The organism is Halococcus sediminicola, assembly GCF_000755245.1.
Taxonomy (GTDB): domain Archaea; phylum Halobacteriota; class Halobacteria; order Halobacteriales; family Halococcaceae; genus Halococcus; species Halococcus sediminicola.
Genome location: NZ_BBMP01000006.1, coordinates 15,808 through 31,123 on the forward strand (window position 1 = coordinate 15,808; position 15,316 = coordinate 31,123).

At 50.6% G+C, this 15,316-nt stretch carries 19 protein-coding genes; 13 read left to right on the top strand and 6 right to left on the bottom strand.

All coding sequences use genetic code 11. The annotated features are described in order from the left end of the window. Position 1 precedes the first annotated feature (1 nt). Together ACP97_RS02995 and ACP97_RS03000 are read right to left on the bottom strand one after the other, a co-directional pair. A complete protein-coding gene (locus ACP97_RS02995; RefSeq protein ID WP_154019923.1) occupies positions 2-487 on the bottom strand; it encodes a hypothetical protein in 486 nt (161 codons plus the stop codon). Beyond that, a complete protein-coding gene (locus ACP97_RS03000; RefSeq protein WP_049996362.1) occupies positions 487-1,653 on the bottom strand; it encodes a hypothetical protein in 1,167 nt (388 codons plus the stop codon). The genes ACP97_RS02995 and ACP97_RS03000 overlap by 1 nt, the downstream gene beginning before the upstream one ends. 150 nt (positions 1,654-1,803) lie before the next feature. Here ACP97_RS03000 and ACP97_RS03005 point away from each other — a divergent pair, with 150 nt between their 5' ends. Further along, entirely contained in the window at positions 1,804-2,292 is a 489-nt protein-coding gene (locus ACP97_RS03005; protein WP_049996363.1) for a hypothetical protein, read from the top strand. Positions 2,293-2,314: 22 nt separating this feature from the next. On the opposite strand, the gene ACP97_RS03010 is transcribed toward ACP97_RS03005, so the two are convergent. The 3 genes from ACP97_RS03010 to ACP97_RS19680 all read right to left on the bottom strand — a co-directional run bounded on the left by ACP97_RS03010 (position 2,315) and on the right by ACP97_RS19680 (position 3,948). Next, complete coding sequence (locus ACP97_RS03010; protein ID WP_049996364.1) at positions 2,315-2,860, bottom strand: hypothetical protein; 546 nt, start codon at positions 2,858-2,860, stop codon at positions 2,315-2,317. A gap of 520 nt (positions 2,861-3,380) precedes the next feature. Beyond that, positions 3,381-3,638, bottom strand: coding sequence for a hypothetical protein (locus ACP97_RS03015; protein ID WP_049996365.1), 258 nt, complete (start codon positions 3,636-3,638; stop codon positions 3,381-3,383). Positions 3,639-3,687: 49 nt separating this feature from the next. Then, complete coding sequence (locus ACP97_RS19680; RefSeq protein WP_154019924.1) at positions 3,688-3,948, bottom strand: hypothetical protein; 261 nt, start codon at positions 3,946-3,948, stop codon at positions 3,688-3,690. A gap of 87 nt (positions 3,949-4,035) precedes the next feature. Between ACP97_RS19680 and ACP97_RS19685 the strand changes: the two genes are divergently transcribed. The 8 genes from ACP97_RS19685 (at position 4,036) to ACP97_RS03045 (ending at position 10,584) form a co-directional block, all read left to right on the top strand. Next, positions 4,036-4,422 carry a hypothetical protein gene (locus ACP97_RS19685; RefSeq protein ID WP_154019925.1) on the top strand — a complete coding sequence of 129 codons (387 nt, stop codon included), beginning with the start codon at positions 4,036-4,038 and terminating at the stop codon, positions 4,420-4,422. A 35-nt stretch (positions 4,423-4,457) separates the two neighbouring features. Continuing rightward, a complete protein-coding gene (locus ACP97_RS19690) occupies positions 4,458-4,676 on the top strand; it encodes a hypothetical protein (protein ID WP_154019926.1) in 219 nt (72 codons plus the stop codon). A 41-nt stretch (positions 4,677-4,717) separates the two neighbouring features. Further along, the gene (locus tag ACP97_RS03020; RefSeq protein ID WP_202593544.1) at positions 4,718-5,296 is read left to right on the top strand and encodes a hypothetical protein; all 579 of its coding nucleotides are present in this window, start codon (positions 4,718-4,720) and stop codon (positions 5,294-5,296) included. Between the two features lie 128 nt (positions 5,297-5,424). Then, the gene (locus ACP97_RS03025) at positions 5,425-6,186 is read left to right on the top strand and encodes a DNA-methyltransferase (RefSeq protein WP_049996366.1); all 762 of its coding nucleotides are present in this window, start codon (positions 5,425-5,427) and stop codon (positions 6,184-6,186) included. A 55-nt stretch (positions 6,187-6,241) separates the two neighbouring features. Next, positions 6,242-6,616 (top strand): hypothetical protein, encoded by a 375-nt coding sequence (locus ACP97_RS03030; RefSeq protein ID WP_049996367.1) that lies wholly within the window; start codon positions 6,242-6,244, stop codon positions 6,614-6,616. Positions 6,617-6,700: 84 nt separating this feature from the next. Then, the gene (locus tag ACP97_RS03035; RefSeq protein ID WP_049996368.1) at positions 6,701-7,372 is read left to right on the top strand and encodes a class I SAM-dependent methyltransferase; all 672 of its coding nucleotides are present in this window, start codon (positions 6,701-6,703) and stop codon (positions 7,370-7,372) included. 120 nt (positions 7,373-7,492) lie between these two features. Continuing rightward, entirely contained in the window at positions 7,493-9,208 is a 1,716-nt protein-coding gene (locus tag ACP97_RS03040; RefSeq protein WP_154019927.1) for an SIR2 family protein, read from the top strand. A gap of 158 nt (positions 9,209-9,366) precedes the next feature. Further along, a complete protein-coding gene (locus ACP97_RS03045) occupies positions 9,367-10,584 on the top strand; it encodes a hypothetical protein (protein ID WP_049996370.1) in 1,218 nt (405 codons plus the stop codon). A 303-nt stretch (positions 10,585-10,887) separates the two neighbouring features. On the opposite strand, the gene ACP97_RS03050 is transcribed toward ACP97_RS03045, so the two are convergent. Beyond that, on the bottom strand, positions 10,888-11,115 hold the full coding sequence (locus ACP97_RS03050) for a hypothetical protein (RefSeq protein ID WP_049996371.1): 228 nt from the start codon (positions 11,113-11,115) through the stop codon (positions 10,888-10,890). A gap of 33 nt (positions 11,116-11,148) precedes the next feature. On the opposite strand from ACP97_RS03050, the gene ACP97_RS03055 reads away from it, so the two are divergent. From ACP97_RS03055 to ACP97_RS03075, 4 genes are all read left to right on the top strand, one after another. Further along, the gene (locus ACP97_RS03055) at positions 11,149-11,826 is read left to right on the top strand and encodes a hypothetical protein (protein WP_049996372.1); all 678 of its coding nucleotides are present in this window, start codon (positions 11,149-11,151) and stop codon (positions 11,824-11,826) included. 13 nt (positions 11,827-11,839) lie between these two features. Beyond that, positions 11,840-12,085, top strand: a complete 246-nt coding sequence (locus ACP97_RS03060) for a hypothetical protein (protein ID WP_049996373.1) — start codon at positions 11,840-11,842, stop codon at positions 12,083-12,085. 67 nt (positions 12,086-12,152) lie between these two features. Further along, entirely contained in the window at positions 12,153-13,589 is a 1,437-nt protein-coding gene (locus tag ACP97_RS03065; protein ID WP_049996374.1) for a hypothetical protein, read from the top strand. Between the two features lie 673 nt (positions 13,590-14,262). Further along, the gene (locus ACP97_RS03075; protein ID WP_049996376.1) at positions 14,263-15,312 is read left to right on the top strand and encodes an endonuclease/exonuclease/phosphatase family protein; all 1,050 of its coding nucleotides are present in this window, start codon (positions 14,263-14,265) and stop codon (positions 15,310-15,312) included. The last annotated feature ends 4 nt before the right edge of the window (positions 15,313-15,316 follow it).

Genomic DNA, 15,316 nt, shown 5'->3' on the forward strand with positions numbered 1-15,316 from the left:
GTTAGGTTTCCTCCAAATCTGTGTCGACCGATTCAACTATCTCCGAGATAGCATTCATTTCGGGCGGTGAGGTCCCGTCGGTCTCGGTGCGGCTGTCCGCATCGTCATGGGTAAACTCGTTTTTCTCCATCTTTTGCTGGTATTGGGACTCGTTAACACCGATATCTACATCATCCCCGATCTCCGGCTCCGGTTCCGGTTCCACTGGCTCAGGCTCATCTGGCTCGATATTCTTCGCAACATCATCCAACGAACTACTCGTGGTCGTCTGAGGCTTCGGCTCCGGCTTCGGGCTCTCGTTAAGCCCTAACTCCTCTCGTAGCGCCTGCTTCTCCGCTTTCCGACGAATATTGCTCATCTCCTGCTCGTGTCTGGATGGACTCATGACTTCAAGCACCCACAGCACAGCCGACACTCCACCCAGTACCAGAAACGCGAAGGTCCACCCGACGACATCCGCCGAGGTCATTTGCAGAACTGTATCCATCATCTGCCACCACCTCCACTACCGCTGCCACCGGAGCCAAGACCGTTACCAGCACCACCAGAATACCCAACACCGTTGCTCGCACCGCCGCTGCTACCTCCACTGCTTCCGGAGCTACCAGAGCCAGAGGAGATCGACGTCGATCCCGTACCAGTATCAACCGTTCCGCTCGCAGCACCCGACAGGTCACCACCGTTCACCGCGGACGTATACCCGCTGTCACCACCGTCACCATCTCCGTTACCGCTGTTGTTGCCGTCGGGGCCGGATGCCTGATTGATCGCATCCGTCAACTGATCACCCATCTCGTTGTGGCCGAGACGAGCACCCCACTCCGGACCCAACTCAGACAGCAGGCCGTCGATATCACCGCTGCCATGACCCATACTGAAGTCAGGAAGCTTCGAGACACCAGCACCGCCCATGATCTCAATCCTGCGTGCGGCCTCCTTCCGACTCGACGCATCCACCAAGCCCGGATTCTTCAGGACGTAGGAGCGAATACGCTGATCCTTCGCAGCCAGTTCCGCCACAACCTCCGGCGGTGCATCCTTCAGCTGCTTTTTGACCTGCGCCGGCAACTCATCGTTCTCCAGTTCCTGGTCCATGATGTTCGAGGGATCGGTCTTGTCATCCCGGTACGGACCACTGTTCCGAGAAGACCGGTTCTCCCCCGGTTTCTTCTGATCCGAGCCCGGCGGCCTGTTAGCCGGTGGACGCACACCCTGACGCTTCCGCGGGTCAGGATACGGTTCGTGCTTGTGGCCACCTGTCGGGTCTTTCTCTGCCGGTCTACGTGAACTACTGCGGCCCGGACCTTTCTTCGGAGAACGCTTGCGTGGGCGTGAACCACCACCCATCTGCGGGCGCTCCGACACACCGCGCATAGCCTGCTTCAGCTTCTCGGAGATCTTCCGCTGATACTTCGACGGCACATCACTCTCCGCAACAACCTGCGCCTTCCGCCTCGACTTGTCACCCGCGATTTTCAGATACTTCCCGCCCTTCAGCTTGATGTACTCAATCGGCTTCTGCCACAGAACCTTCTTCAGCCAGCTCACCAACTTCTCCGCGATCTTCCCTGCGGTTTTCTTAGCGGCTTGCTTGCCCGCGTGCTTCGCAAAGTCCCCCGGTGTCTCGCCGCCTCCAGTTCCATCCGAGTTCATACCCACACCTACGTACCGAGGGGTAGATAAACATGTAGAAAATCTAATGTTTGAATCAATGCTAACCCCTACATCCGTTCAAAGATTGGAATCAAGACCGGCAGGGGAATCTTTTTGCCCTATGTGCAACTATACCAAACCAGAGAGACGATGGGCAGTCCCTGGGCCATCATACAGAGCGCCAACATCCACGGAAGCGGCAAAAGCAGAAAAATCAGAGTCCCTTCCGAACTCAAAGACCGAGTGTTCTACACACACAGAGTGAAATCAAAAGGTGAATGCGTCGAGTGGCACCTAGACGAATACGCGAACGTGGCTGTAGTAGCGCCAGTCGAACTGGAAAACGACCGGTATATATCATTCGGCGAAACCACGCTTCACGATCACTCGAACTCCATTACACCACCAAAGAAACTGTTAGATAGCATCTGCGAGGTGCTACCTGATTTCCGTGGAGCTGACCAACTGTTCCCAAGCGGCGGGACCGCACTCTACATCGCACCGCATCAGATGATCTACGAAGTCCCGTATGCTTCCTATGTCTTATCTTCTCGGCGACTGTTCCAGATGATCGACGAAGATTCGACACAAGAATTCTCGTTAAGCCAGTTGATGCAGTCCCTGCCAGAGAAAGCTTGAACACTCCTGCGAAGACGCCAACTCAAAAGTTCTCAATTAGCTGCTCTCGAAAACCATCCAGTATACTCGTTCCCGCGCGTATAGTCTGGAGCATCTTTTCTTCATCATATTGGACCGGCACGCCGATCTCCATCACCGTTCCCATCTCCGTATTGATCTTATCTCTTCCGCTGAGATAGGTGTCAGTCTGAACCCCGTAATCAGAACCGTCTACACTATCCAGCAATTCCTCCATATCACAACCATCTGACTCAGATACCAGTTTTAGAAGCGGCGGATTAACTTCTAAATGCCCGGCCACCAGCCAGTCTTTCGAATACCGGTCCAGGTTGTACTGCATCCAGAAGCTGCCATAGTCCTTGTAGTAGAAAATAAGCTCACCTTCTTCCTCCATCTCTGGCAGTGAGAATAATTCTTGTATCCCAACGTTGTGATGTGGCTCGAAACAGCCGAGATCCTCGAATATGCTGAAGAAATCTACCAGTCTTTTGTTGTATAGATCGAGATCGATGATATCGATGTACGGCTGTTCTCCATATGCGTCTGACTCTGGATCTTGATCGGTCATGCTTGTGGGTGCAACACACACCGCCAGCCGTATCTATTCACGGAAATTCAAAGATTTGAACGCCGCCAATCCTACCAGAGGAACTACACAGGCAATTCTGAGATGGATGACTGATAGCACGTAACATGTGGCCGGCTGAGAATCTCAGTGCGAAACAAAAGTGTTCGATTTGGCAGAACATCCGGTAACACACCTCCAAAACACCCTCAGAACACCTGAATCGTCGGCAAACCCAGAACACCGTTAGAACAGCTGTAGTCGGCACAAAACAGCTTTGAAGGATCGAACACCTTGCCGAAAACACCGCACAACCCCTGGTATAGAAAGAGGTGGGGATTCAGCAAAACAGCTGCCGAAAAATCGATGTCCAACCGCTCTACGGATCGCGGAGAACATCTTGACCTGAACTATTGAGAGCTTCGTCGGAGAACTATCAAGAACTCGTTCCACCAAATACGTGAGAATAAATCAAGCACAGGATTTCTTGTTGATTGATCTACGACTTGTAGCGCTCAGGTTCTTAGAGACTGGCTTCAGCTAAGTGCCGAATCAAGACAACGCGCTCCGGCTGACTGAGTTCATCGTAGGCGCTCTGGATTCGCTTTTGTGTCGGATAGCTGATCGTGGTTTCGTCCTTGATCGTGCGCGTGGACGCACCGCGCATTTTCTGGTTGAAGAACGCGGCCAGTTTTTCGAGTTGATCGTGGTCACCGTAGAACGAGAATTTTTTCAAGACATCATCTAGAAATACCTGTTCTCCGGATTCACCTTCAGACATAAGTCCACACTGTATAGCAATATTTAAAAATATGATGGAGAGTGTGAATCTAAGCGTATCGGAGATACAGAATTGACGCGACAAAGATCGCAATCGCACCGTTTCCAGCACCTTCCTTCACGTCTCCGAGAAAGGTTTGAAAACTAAATCCGCCATCAAATCCATTGATGATACCGAGTACAATAGTGATAGACATCAGGAATAAGGCGGTTTTGACCACTCGCTTTATCGAACCTGTATAGCTTCGTGTGCGTCCATACCCGCGACCACGCGGATAAGGATAGTAATTTGATAGTGTTCTGTAGGCCATTTTCTTCTCTTCTCACCTCACACCTCAACAATGTTGACTTAACTATATAAAAGTTAATTGGCAATATCAAGGTAGAGGATTGAAACAATGGCAACACTACCAAACGAACTTCAAAAAGGAGATTTCCTATACACAAATTGGGGATACAACCAAACAAACCGCGAATTTGCCAAAATCATAGAAGTAAGCGACACACGGAAAACAGCCGTATGCAGTCGTGTCAAATCCAGAACGCTCGAAGGCGGCAACAGACGAGATGAGAAAGTCATGCCCGTAGACGAAGAAATCGGCGAAACATTCCGACTACACGTTAGAGAAAGCAGCATCGGAGACGAACCCCGAGAAAAATACTACCTAACCGGAACCTACCCAACAGTCGTCAGAGACGGAGAAAACGTCTCAACCCGGAAAGGAAACCTCTATTTCTGGAACAAAACCAGCGTAGCAAAAACACGACCAGGAATGGGCCACTGAGCCTCTATTCCTACTAAATCAAGGAGGAACGAACAATGACAGAATACACCATTCTAAGCTACTCAGAAAGCGCCGGAGCCAACATGACTACCGAAGGAAGAGCAGAAGGCGACACACCGAAAGACGCGGTAATGAACTATCTAAATAATCAAACTGACCGAACCGTTCAGGTGACAGAAGGTCAGGGAATGAGCGGCTATACAGCCGTACCAAAAAATCACTGGAACACATTCACAACACAAGGTGCTGAATAATCGAAAAGGCGATTCTATCTCTTTACGACCACAGCGGAAACATGGTCAAACCTTGGGCAGAAGCAGGTTACGAATGCATCTGCGTAGATGTACAACACAACGGAGTAACCGAACAGGAATACGGTGACGGCAAAATAATCTACGTCGAAGCCGACGTCAACGACTATCTCCCACCACTCAGAGATTATGCGATGGTGTTTGCATTCCCACCCTGCACCAACCTCGCCGTCTCAGGAGCACGCTGGTTCAAAGACAAAGGACTCGACGGACTAAGCCAGGCAATCCAGAACGTAGAGACAGCACGAAGAATAGCAGAATGGGCCGACGCACCTTGGCTGATCGAAAACCCTGTCTCAACCCTCTCAACCTACTGGAGAAAGCCAGACCACACATTCCACCCCTACGAATACGACGGCTACACCGGAGACGACGACCGGTACAGCAAGAAAACCTGCCTCTGGACCTCAGACGACTTCGTGATGCCAGAAACCGACGCAGCCGAAGAATACGACGACAGAATTCATAAGATGGCTCCTAGTGAGGACCGAAGCCGCAAACGATCCCAGACACCGATGGGATTCGCAAAATCAGTTCACAAGTCGATGGAAGACAGGGTATAATCCCTGTTCCATTTTGACGAGGTGCTGAATCAATCGAACGGCTAGAAGAATTACCAGTCAATACAATCCTGCAAGGCGATGTAGAAGACAAACTTTCTGAACTACCAGCAAACTCAGTAGATCTAGTGATGACCAGTCCGCCCTACTACCAGATGAAGGACTACGGGCACGATGCCCAGATAGGTTTAGAAGAAGACCTAGAAGAATACCTCAACGATCTGTGCGACGTATTTGATGAGCTAAAGCGAGTTCTCAAAGAGAACGGTGTGTTCTTCCTGAATATAGACGATACCTACTACCGCAAAAGCCTGCAGATGATCCCTGAAAAACTGGCTCTCGAACTGAAGGAGAGAGGATGGACTCTGCGCAACAAGATTATCTGGCATAAGAATGCTTGTATGCCAGAGTCAGTCAAAGATCGATTTTCTCACAAGTGGGAGTACCTGTTTATGTTCACACCGAACAGACAGTATGAGTTCGATCTTGATACAGTCAGAGAGGCATACAGCGAAGCCACGAAGAAACGATTGAGCCAGAATAACGGCAATCCTAACTTCAATCCTGAAGACGACAGAGGGCACGCCAACGGAGAGAAGAACCAAGTAGAGGTTAACCAGTTCACGCACGAGAAAGGGAAGAACCCTGGTGACGTGTGGACAATACCGACCGCCAAGTACTGTAAAGCACACTTCGCTGTGTATCCAAAACGGCTCTGCGAGAAGCCAATCAAAGCTGGATGCCCAGAAGACGGCGTAGTTCTAGATCCATTCGCAGGAGCAGGAACTACATGCGTAGTGGCGCAAAATCTAGGCCGCGAGTATATTGGGATCGAGCTGAATCCGGAGTTCGCAGATCTAGCCAGAGAACGGCTCAGTTGTGGTGAAGTATAGGATGTCTTTATGTAGATCAGCCCACAGAAAAATCAGTGAAGGTGAAAAACCAGTAGTGGCAACAATCTACTACCTAAACTGGGACGAGGAATGGAGACAAGAAGAGAACGAGGAAAACCCGGAACTCGGCCCCGCCCGAAAACTCTTCCACAAACTCAACGTCGAATCCGTACTCGAAGAACACGAGAAACCCAGCAACAGCTACACCAAAGACGAATTCAACCAACTCTACCGAGAGATCGCCGACATCGACGTAGACGACCCTGAAGACGCATGGGCGCAATGGAACGCCGGCAGCGGCCACGAAACACCGGAATTCTACGACGCCGAAGAACGCTCCATGTCCGTCGGCGACGTGATCATGATAAATGATGTCTATTACCAAGCCAAAGCCATCGGCTGGGACGAAATCGAAGTAACAGAGCCGTGAAAGCGGACTACAAGAAGAAACGACGTTCCTGAACTGTCCCAGATGTAGATGTTTCTTTACGACCGGCTACGAAGGAACCTGATCATGGCGACCAACACTCGAATCCCGCTACTGGAGCGCAGCCAGCAAGTATACGACTGGTGGGGTAAGAACCGTTTTCTCTACCGGATTATCTCCAAGGTTAACGAGGTTCCACGACAGCGGGCAAGCGCACGCCTTGGACTTACTGGCGGTGAGACTATACTTGAGGTAGGCTGCGGCCCCGGTGTGAACTTCCCGCTGCTTCGTGATGCAGTGGGTACTGACGGCAAAGTCGTCGGCATCGATATTAGTTCAGGCATGGTCCAGCGGGCTACACAGAGACAGCAAAAACAGGGATGGTCTAACGTTCAGCCCATCTGCGGTGATGCCACCCGAATGCCTGTGAAAGAAGACTCGTATGATGCAGCGTTCGCATCACTGGCCCTGAGTGTGATCCCGGATGTACGAGATGTGATCGAGACTGTGTATGATGTGTTGAAACCCGGCGGTCGGTTTGTAGTGTATGACTCGGCTGGCCGGTATCAGGAAGGGTTTCCCCGGTTACTGAATCCGCTTCACAGACGGTTTGTCCGCTATATGTTCAATCACCAGCTTGACCAGGATGTTGTCGAAGAACTGCGGACAGTGTTTGAGATCGTTGATGTTGTGGAGACGTTCAAATCTGGCTCTGAATATGTTGCTGTCGCCACTAAGTCTCCTACACTCCCTGAGTGAGCCGCGAGGCATACAAAATACTCCAATCTTTCAGCATCTCTGCCCAAAAAGCGGGTAACGCTTACCATGCAGGTCCTCATGGGGCTGATATGAACGCCGAAATTCGGACGGTGACCACACTTGGTTGATAACGAGATGGCTCTCACTTTCTCGGTCCGAAATAATCCCGGTGTCTATGCTCTTCTATTGGGTTCTGGTATATCTACTGAGGCAGGGGTTCCTACAGGCTGGGGTGTCGTTAAAGATCTAATTCGGAAGCTGGCCGAGATAGAGGGTGAGGAGATTGAAACCGATCCAGAGGAATGGTATCAAGACACCTACAATCAAGAACCCGAATACGATGATTTGATTGAGCAGGTTGCACCTTCTAAGCCAGATCGCCAGTCTCTATTAGAGAAGTACTTCGAACCTACTTCCGAAGAGCGAGAACAGGACATTAAGACTCCATCAGAAGCCCACAGGAGTATTGCATGGTTAATGGATGAAGGGTACATCAGCATAGTTGTCACCACAAACTTTGATCAGTTATTGGAACAAGCTCTATCTGAACGCGGGATTACGCCAGTAGTTATCAGTAGCGAATCGGATGCTAAAGGAGCAGCTCCTTTATCTCATCAAGAAGCAGTTATCCTGAAGGTCAATGGCGACTACAAAGAGACGAATATCAAGAACATACCTGAAGAGTTAGAGAACTACTCTGCACCAATCGAAGAAAAGCTGAATAAGATGTTTGATGAATATGGGCTTATCGTCTGTGGTTGGTCTGGAGATTGGGATATCGCATTACGAGAAGCGATGCTTAGGTGTGAAAGAAGGCGGTATGCAACATACTGGGCCTACCATGGCAGTTTAGAAGATAGCGCGGATGAACTCATAGCTCACCGAGATGGAACTCCCATTCAGATTACTGGTGCCGGTGACTTCTTTTCGGAGTTAAAAGAGAACGTAGAGGCGCTTGAAGGCTCAGAGTCGGGAGCCCCGTTGACTCGAGAAGTGGCCAGAGAAAGGGTCAAGCGATACATGACCCGTGAAGAACGGAAAATCGACTTGGCAGATCTGCTTCATGACGAAACTGAAGAGGTCAGAAGTCGGGTTTTCAACGAGGATAAGTTCCCTCTCGATATTGATGTGAATGATGATAACTATGACGAGAGACTGTCGATGTATGAAAGCGGTGTCAGAACGTTAGTAGTGGCGACATCTACCTGCGCATACTGGGGTCCAGAGGTTACCAATTCCGCTTTGCAACCATTGGCTGAGCAGGTGAGACGATTAGGTTCCACAGGTAGTCCCGATGGAACATACAACCATGTCTGGGATTACCTGAGGATGTACCCTGCTATGCTTGTACTCTACGGAACAGGGATATCAAGCCTCAAATCCGGGAACTGGGAACTTATGCATGAGCTCCTAATTGAGACTGAAATCGATGCACACGACTTCATCGAGCAATCTGCCGGTGGGCTGCTAAATCCGTGGACGGTTGGAAGCGGTATCAATAGAGGGCGGGGAGGCAACCGGTTTCTCAGGAAGCGTATGGAGAAATATTTCCGTGAACCTCTTCGGGAGTTCTTACCCGATGGCAAGGAATATACCAACTTATTTCATGAATACGAGGCTTTCGCAGACCTGATTCTACTGGATAGGCTTGGGGACGACTCACTCGATAATGTACAATTGAAAGGAACGCTATACTATGACGCCACCTTGGAGCAGCTCCGTGATGAACTTGATTCACAGAGCGAAAACTGGGGGCCAATCGATGCCGGGTTTTTTGATGGCTCCGTTGATCGAGCAAACTTCTTACTGGATGAACTGAAAGACATGGGATGGTAACGGATGTTCAAACTCCTTTAACCGAGTAGAGCACGACTCTATGTAGATTATCAACTGTCTTTCTGCGCAGAGATGTGAGAAATTCAGTGTCTAATCCGCCTTTGATGAAGACGGAGGCCAGAGGTACTTTCTTTGCCAGCGGCTTCTAACGATTAGTAATGCCGGAGGATGAGGACGAGGGTGATTCCGAAGAATTTGATCTTAAGGAATGGAAGCGGAAAAACGAGGAGCGACGGAAAGAACGCCTAAAACACGCTTCCTACGGGTGGGCGGAAACAGTACGAGAAGCAGGTGAACTATACCGAGATCTCGAACAAATCGAAGCAGTCTCTGAGGAACTTGATCTATCCGAGGACACCGCTCAGGAAGCACTTGCCGTCTACGACCTGATATTCGATCAACCTACAGACAACATCTCAGCAAGGACCGCAATCGGTGGACGCGCCTACTTCTCTCTGGAAAGAAGCATAGAAGATGCCCTTGGAGATGAAGATGGAGAAAAATTGGAAGAGGTGGTGCGTGAGTTCGTCGGAGCAGTCTACCTACAACACGACCCTGAGAGCCATACAGTAGACAGCCCACCGAAAAAGAATACACCTCCCTCAAATGTAGACTTCAGCAAACTCAGGGAGGCTCTTTCTGACAATCTCACCTCCGAAATACAGAGAATGGCGATAGGGTCGGGTATATCTTCGATTCCGGACAGCGTTTTAGAAAGCCAGACGAGCCGAATGGCGGATATGCTAAATCCAGTTATAAGAGATCATAACAGTCTTGCCAGAGACATGGCCGAGTCGATCAACGCCCAGCACAGAGATATAATGCAGTCCGCTATTGCTGCTGGTCTCCCATCGATCTTAGACCATATCCAGCACCAGCAAAATCTGATGAACGCCTCGATAGCTAACTCAATCGGGGACATCCAGTTTCCTGAATCGGTTGTTGCCGATCTTGCATCTATTCAGACATCGGTGAACACTACGGCAACAGCCGAATCAACCCCTGCTACATCAGATACTGAAGACTCTATAAATACGGAGACTCCTACAACCACGGTCGAGACCGACTCTCCAGAGGTTATCACTACACCCACTCCGGAAACCGGGCCTGAAGGAGTTACGCTGGACGCCACGCTTCCGGATTCGGATGCCTTCACGACGGAATTGGTCTTCGAGATCCCGGCTATGATAGTCGAATCGATTCTGAGTACCGGGCAGGCACGTACCTGGTTCACAAATCTCTCCTACGATTATCAAATTAGTGTTATCAGGATTCTCTTGGCAGCCATAGCGTTTCAATTGACCGCGAACTTAGGTATGGCTGCGCTTGCTGCTCTTCTTGCTCCCGCTGTTCGAAAGGCGATTATTGAAGAATAGAGGTCAGGTGTGACGTCACCGCCTCCCTGTATATTCACCACTCCGCCACAGTCACACTTATAAAAGTTGTAGTGTAGACATTTTCTCGACAGCTACCAGTCTCTCAGGAGTCCTGGTTAATCAAAGACTCCTGTACCACTACTTCTCTAAACACCAGCTTCTCACCACAGCTAACACGCCACAACAGTCGTTCTACACCACATACCCTGTATAAAAACATCTGGGTCGCTCACCACTACACAAACAACGATAGGTGAACACACAATTTCAGACGTACAACGAGAATTCCAGAACTTAGACGAACTACAGAAAATCGCAGACGACCAAACACAGCCAGAACGCCACGACATACTCGCCAAACACCACGACAAAGACGAATTCAACCAAGTACACTTCAGAGACAGCCTCTACGTAGACAACCACTTCGTCGGCGACGTATCCAACAACCGCGACTGGTACAACATCATCGGCTACGACGAAATCCTCGGCGCACTCACAGACAAAATCGAACGCGAAGACCTCAACCCACACGGCGACTTCTCACGCCGAGAAAACCACAGCAAAATGAACACCCGGATCTACCTCAACAACCCCGAAACCACCATCGAACCACGAGACGGCGACAAAACACAGCTCGGCATCAACCTCTCCGCAGGCCACACCGGATTCACCGGCATCAGCTACGACCTCGGCGGCCTCAGAGAAATCTGCAGCAACGGCATGAAAGGCTGGGTATCCGACCTCGAACTCTACCAAGACCACACCGAAGAATTCCGGCCAGAACTCGCACACCACGCCGTCGACGCACTCATCGAAGGCGCAGACAAATACGAACAACGCCTCAAAGACGCCCAAAACCACGAACTCATGAACCTCGACGAAGCACTCATCCTCCTCCAAGAAACCGGGATCGGCGAATACTTCGAAAACCCGACAGCCGACCTGCTCAACGCCGCACACACTGAAATCGAAGACCGTGACAACCCAACCATCTACGAAACCTTCCAAACCGGTACACGCGCACTCGAACACTACAGCGACGCACCACAACACGCCAAAGAACAGGGCTACGACCAACTCAGCCAGTTGCTCGACCAAGACGGTGAAATGCCCGACATACAGGAATACGCAGCCGACGTAGTGAACGACCGGATGAACCAGTACGCAATGGACGAAGAAACCGAACCATACTGGGAGGACGAACGAGACGCACTCCACGAACTCGCCGAACTACGAGCATAGAGGCGGTCAAACGATGGAGAAATGCTACTGGAACGGAAAACAAGGCGTCCTCTACCATACCGATCTATCCAACGGCGAACTCGATGTGGTGGACCCGTTTTTCGACTCAGTAGAGGCAGCAGAAAGCTACCTCGAACGGGAAGCCAGCGGACGGCAGAGCCTCTACGAGGACATGGTTCTCTACGACTCAGATGGGAACAAGATCGAGGAAGCGGTGGAGGTGCTGACCGACCAAGCCGGATTCAGCGACTATCTCTAACCCTTCTCTCCCCTTTTCTTGATCCTGCGGGATCAACCCTATAAATGTCATTCCTGCACTCTATTACATGGATTCCAGTATACCAGACAACGGATTCACCCTCACAATCAAAAGCCGAGACACAGCAAACCAGATCACTGTCCAGAACGGCGAAGACCTGCAAACCGCACGCCAACTACTCAACTACCACGCACGGAAAACACTCGATCAAACACTCTCCAGCGACAACACAGAGCCCACAGAGATCGACATCCATCCACACCTAGAACTCGACTCAGCAACCACAGAACAGCTCAAAACCACCATCCAACAACTACAGACACAGGTCGAAAACACAATCCCAGCAGACGAAATCAACAGCTTCCAAGACGCCTTCTCCCAAGAACTCGAAAAACTCCGCAACAGAATCAGCCAACTCGAAACCAACGAACCCGACAACGAGAAGAAATGGGGCTTAGACAAGGTAGACACACCAGAATCCGACGAAGAACCCGAAAAAGGCGAGCAGAACCACCATACCCCGCTCGAACAATTCCGAGAAAACCACACCACCAGCGAACGCTACGACAAAATCTACGAAACTATCAAAGAACATGGACCCATCACACGCTCAGAGATCGGTCAAGAACTATTCGGCAAAGAAATCGCCAGCGACGACCGTGAATACGGAGAAATATCCAGCTACTGGCCGAATACACGAGTCGAAGTAGCCGACACAGACGGACGGAAAAAATACTATCAAGCCAAAACCAGCGAAGAAGACGACAGCACAAACGAACCGGAACACACCTCAAAATGCAAAGAATGCGGCGAACAATTCCACGGCGACATAGACGAAGTAGATGAGAAGCTCGACCAGCACTACGAAGACGAACACCAGGAAGACGACGAGGAATGCGACTGCCCGACAAACGAACATGGCGGGAAGACACACAACGAATCCTGTCCGAAAGTACAGGCATTAGCCGAAAACAACGGAAACGAGAACGAAGCAGAAGAGGAAGAAGACGAACTCGACTACCCAGAACTCGAAACCACCGACTACACGAAAACCGAGTTCAACGATCTCACAGTCAACCAGCGCAGCGAAGTCATCATACGAACACTTCTCCAACACCAACCCTGCACACTCAACACCGTCTGCAACCAGATCTTCACATCCGGTACCGAACCACCGGAGGACAAGATCCGACACTTCTTAGAGAACTACTGGAAGGAAATCATAGTACACGAGGTCGGCGAAGACGGTGAATACAGCGTCGTTTCCGGTGTCAACCACGACCCAGACACAGCATCGCTCAGCGCACTCGCAAACGTCTGGCGGACAGGGCAGTATTGGAGCTGCCTCGACTGCGACGAAACCTACGAAGCCCGCAGCGACGCCAAAACCCACCGACAGAACCACGGACACCTCAACTGGGGATTCACAACCGGCGGCCAACTCGTAGAACAATACAGGGAAAACAACAGAAAACAGCAGAAAGCAGGCGGTCAAAGTGCTTAGAGCACAGACATGCCTCCTAATCGCTATCTGCACATTCCTTCTCGGAGCCGGTATAGGCACCGTCTACACAGGGGGTAACTACACAAACCAATCCGCGCAGACGAACAACATCACCAACCGCTCCAACAGCCTCCAAATTGATTCAGCAGCTCAAATCAGGCTCGACACATCCACGCAGTACGAACACACATGGGAGTTCTCACAGGACAGGAGCAGCTACTACTGCCACCTACAAGACGCCAACCTAACCGACAACAGCGGAACCTTCCAATGCCACAGCAAAGAAGCAGCAGAAAAATTCCTCAACAATACCGAGTAGAGAGCCAGAGAACCCGGAAAACCACCTATTCTACATCTCCTATCTTCTTCCCATTTTCAAAACCCGGCACACAGCGCTTCTACACCAACAAAACCAGCACCGGTCACAGACTCTCGGACAATCCCACCCAGTTAGGCTAGACCAAGTACCGACCAACATACCGGCTCCGAGACACGGACGATTAGAGAGACACACCGCAGGTCAACCATCGCCGAACTTTCGAATCAGACCAACTCACCGAACATCCGGAAACTCTGAGACGGCGAGTAAACCAACCACTCTGAAGAAGTGCAGCCACCGAGTGCCAAGCTTTCACATACACTCTACTCGACATCCGAAAAAGAGCACACAAAGATGAGCGAAGATATCACTGTCATGACCTGGAACCTCAACGGCGAAGGCGGCACCTCCAAAAACACAAGCAAAGCACAGATCAACTTCCTTGACAACCACCACGAAGACACCGACATATTCCTATTCCAAGCCGTCGACTACGCACAAGACCACAGCGAAGAACCCAGCCACTTCCAGAGACTCGAACATTACTTCCACCAACGCGGGTACAAAATAGCCCACAACCGCGACTGGAACCGGCAGCTCCACAACACCAATATCCAGCCATTCCAGAACATCGGGCCTCCACTCAAACGCTGCAAAATCACCGCCAGCAAATGGGACATCGGCAGAAACCCATTGGATCTGAGAGAAATGAAAGACCGAAATCCAGACAAACTCAACTACTTCTACGCCAACTTCCCTACCTGCATCCTCATAGCCGACATCGACCATCCATCTACCGACATCACCGGCAACGAAGGCCTCCAAGCATGGAACGCAGGCGTCATCTATGGACGCGGCTGGAAAGAGGAGAAGGCCAATGTTCTCGAAACCATCTACGCACAGGTCTACCTACAGAACGACCAGACCAACAAGAAGGTACTCCTCGGCGGCGACTTCAACGCACCCAAAGAAGAGCATAGAGACTCCGAAGGGCGAATCCAGATTGACCCACATAAAGCCAACGGCAGAGAATATACCGATGAGCCATTCTACGGCGATCCCTACCGCTACAAACCCGAAGAAGAAACAGAGTCAACAGAACTCACCTATACACAGCGATACCGGAACGCAGAACGCTACATATTCGACCCGAAACTCACCAAATGGGACATGAGAGACGTCTACTGGCACGCCGACAACAGCCTCGAACAGAGTAGTGCCAACGATTACACCCACGAGTTCCACCAAAACGGCGTAGACCACAAACGGTTAGACCACATCCTCGCAGACGACCATTTCGACATCAAGAGCTGCGAAATACAGAACGGACTCAACGGAACTGCAAACGGACTCGGACCAAGCGACCACGCACCAGTCAAAACCACACTGGAAATCAAGAATTGAAGAA

Excerpts from the sequence above, each read along its gene's own strand:
- ACP97_RS02995 (WP_154019923.1), bottom strand. The coding sequence starts at position 487 with ATGGATACAGTTCTGCAAATGACCTCGGCGGATGTCGTCGGGTGGACC.
- ACP97_RS03000 (WP_049996362.1), bottom strand. The coding sequence starts at position 1,653 with ATGAACTCGGATGGAACTGGAGGCGGCGAGACACCGGGGGACTTTGCG.
- ACP97_RS03005 (WP_049996363.1), top strand. The coding sequence starts at position 1,804 with ATGGGCAGTCCCTGGGCCATCATACAGAGCGCCAACATCCACGGAAGC.
- ACP97_RS03010 (WP_049996364.1), bottom strand. The coding sequence starts at position 2,860 with ATGACCGATCAAGATCCAGAGTCAGACGCATATGGAGAACAGCCGTAC.
- ACP97_RS03015 (WP_049996365.1), bottom strand. The coding sequence starts at position 3,638 with ATGTCTGAAGGTGAATCCGGAGAACAGGTATTTCTAGATGATGTCTTG.
- ACP97_RS19680 (WP_154019924.1), bottom strand. The coding sequence starts at position 3,948 with ATGGCCTACAGAACACTATCAAATTACTATCCTTATCCGCGTGGTCGC.
- ACP97_RS19685 (WP_154019925.1), top strand. The coding sequence starts at position 4,036 with ATGGCAACACTACCAAACGAACTTCAAAAAGGAGATTTCCTATACACA.
- ACP97_RS19690 (WP_154019926.1), top strand. The coding sequence starts at position 4,458 with ATGACAGAATACACCATTCTAAGCTACTCAGAAAGCGCCGGAGCCAAC.
- ACP97_RS03020 (WP_202593544.1), top strand. The coding sequence starts at position 4,718 with ATGGTCAAACCTTGGGCAGAAGCAGGTTACGAATGCATCTGCGTAGAT.
- ACP97_RS03025 (WP_049996366.1), top strand. The coding sequence starts at position 5,425 with ATGACCAGTCCGCCCTACTACCAGATGAAGGACTACGGGCACGATGCC.
- ACP97_RS03035 (WP_049996368.1), top strand. The coding sequence starts at position 6,701 with ATGGCGACCAACACTCGAATCCCGCTACTGGAGCGCAGCCAGCAAGTA.
- ACP97_RS03045 (WP_049996370.1), top strand. The coding sequence starts at position 9,367 with ATGCCGGAGGATGAGGACGAGGGTGATTCCGAAGAATTTGATCTTAAG.
- ACP97_RS03055 (WP_049996372.1), top strand. The coding sequence starts at position 11,149 with ATGAACACCCGGATCTACCTCAACAACCCCGAAACCACCATCGAACCA.
- ACP97_RS03060 (WP_049996373.1), top strand. The coding sequence starts at position 11,840 with ATGGAGAAATGCTACTGGAACGGAAAACAAGGCGTCCTCTACCATACC.
- ACP97_RS03065 (WP_049996374.1), top strand. The coding sequence starts at position 12,153 with ATGGATTCCAGTATACCAGACAACGGATTCACCCTCACAATCAAAAGC.
- ACP97_RS03075 (WP_049996376.1), top strand. The coding sequence starts at position 14,263 with ATGAGCGAAGATATCACTGTCATGACCTGGAACCTCAACGGCGAAGGC.